The following is a 1,126-nucleotide window of genomic DNA, read 5'->3' on the forward strand; positions in this document are numbered from 1 at the left end:
CAAAATGGTAATAAGAAAGCCGCTGCTTAACCCCTAAGCAGCTTAACAACGTGTCCACGATTTGCGGGCAACCCCAGGCGAAGGATCCCAACGACTCGACACCACAAACACCACCAATCAAGGTCAGGTGTTTCCACAATCCTTAGAATCCGGGGAGGATGGCTTCTAATTGCACCGGCCTTGGCCTCACTAACTTTAGTCTAGTCGTGCGGTACTAGTCATTCTCGTTTATCGCCTTAAACGCATTGGGAACCTGCGTGCATAAAACATCAGGTTTTCTTGCCGCTATGCCTTAGGTGTTTTAATGCCCGATACACAGTAGGGCGAGTGACCCCAAACTCCCGTGCTAGCTCTGCCTTTGGCTCCCCCGCCAGCACGCGCCTCTTAATCTCCGCTACCTGTTGTGGGCTAAGGGCGGGTTTGCGGCCTTTGTACTTTCCTGCCTTTTTCGCCAGCGTAATCCCCTCCGCTTGGCGCTCGCGGATAATGGCCCGCTCAAACTCCGCAAACGAACCTAAAATTCCTAGCATTAAATCTGCACGTAGGTCCGTGGTGTCTTTCGCAAACGCGAGATTCTCATGCAGGAAAGTAACAGTCACACCTTTGTTGGTGAGTTCATCAACAATGCCGCGCAAGTCTGCTAACGAGCGGGCGAGACGGTCAATCGACGAGACAAGGACCTGACCCCCATTTGGTGGACAGAGCCGGATAGGTTCCCACACACAAACCATCAGACACTCTCTGGTGTAACACACCCGCCGTGCCGCAGGCGGGAATTGCAGAAAGGGTCCGACTTCTCTAAAGGCTGGATCCGACGACGAATTTAGACTTTAGAGAATCTTTTTACGTCAATAGCTATACCAATCGGCATGCAAATAAGTGGAATAAATTTAACTAACGATACTGCGCTGGAAGCCTCATCGCCTTTAAACAAGACATGCAAGGTAACGAAGCCTATAACTGCAAGGGCAATTCCAATAGCCGTAAAAAGGTAGAACTGCTTTTTAGGACGATTTGGGTAGAGCGCTTCCGCATATTCATCAGGGGCTCCAGGTTGCGTCCAGTAGCGTGGTGTATCTGTAACTGACGGTGGGCCCCTTATGAATGAGGCCGGCGACCACCGTAG

General features: G+C 51.2%; 2 protein-coding genes. Both read right to left on the reverse strand.

The features are described 5' to 3' along the window. Positions 1-269 precede the first annotated feature (269 nt). Complete coding sequence (locus ABRP66_RS11610; RefSeq protein ID WP_284771353.1) at positions 270-731, reverse strand: recombinase family protein; 462 nt, start codon at positions 729-731, stop codon at positions 270-272. A 92-nt stretch (positions 732-823) separates the two neighbouring features. Further along, on the reverse strand, positions 824-1,126 hold a 303-nt coding region (locus ABRP66_RS11615), incomplete at its 5' end, for a hypothetical protein (RefSeq protein WP_349838704.1).

The sequence above is a fragment of the Corynebacterium sp. KPL2680 genome (assembly GCF_040225675.1).
Taxonomy (GTDB): Bacteria; Actinomycetota; Actinomycetes; order Mycobacteriales; family Mycobacteriaceae; genus Corynebacterium; species Corynebacterium rhinophilum.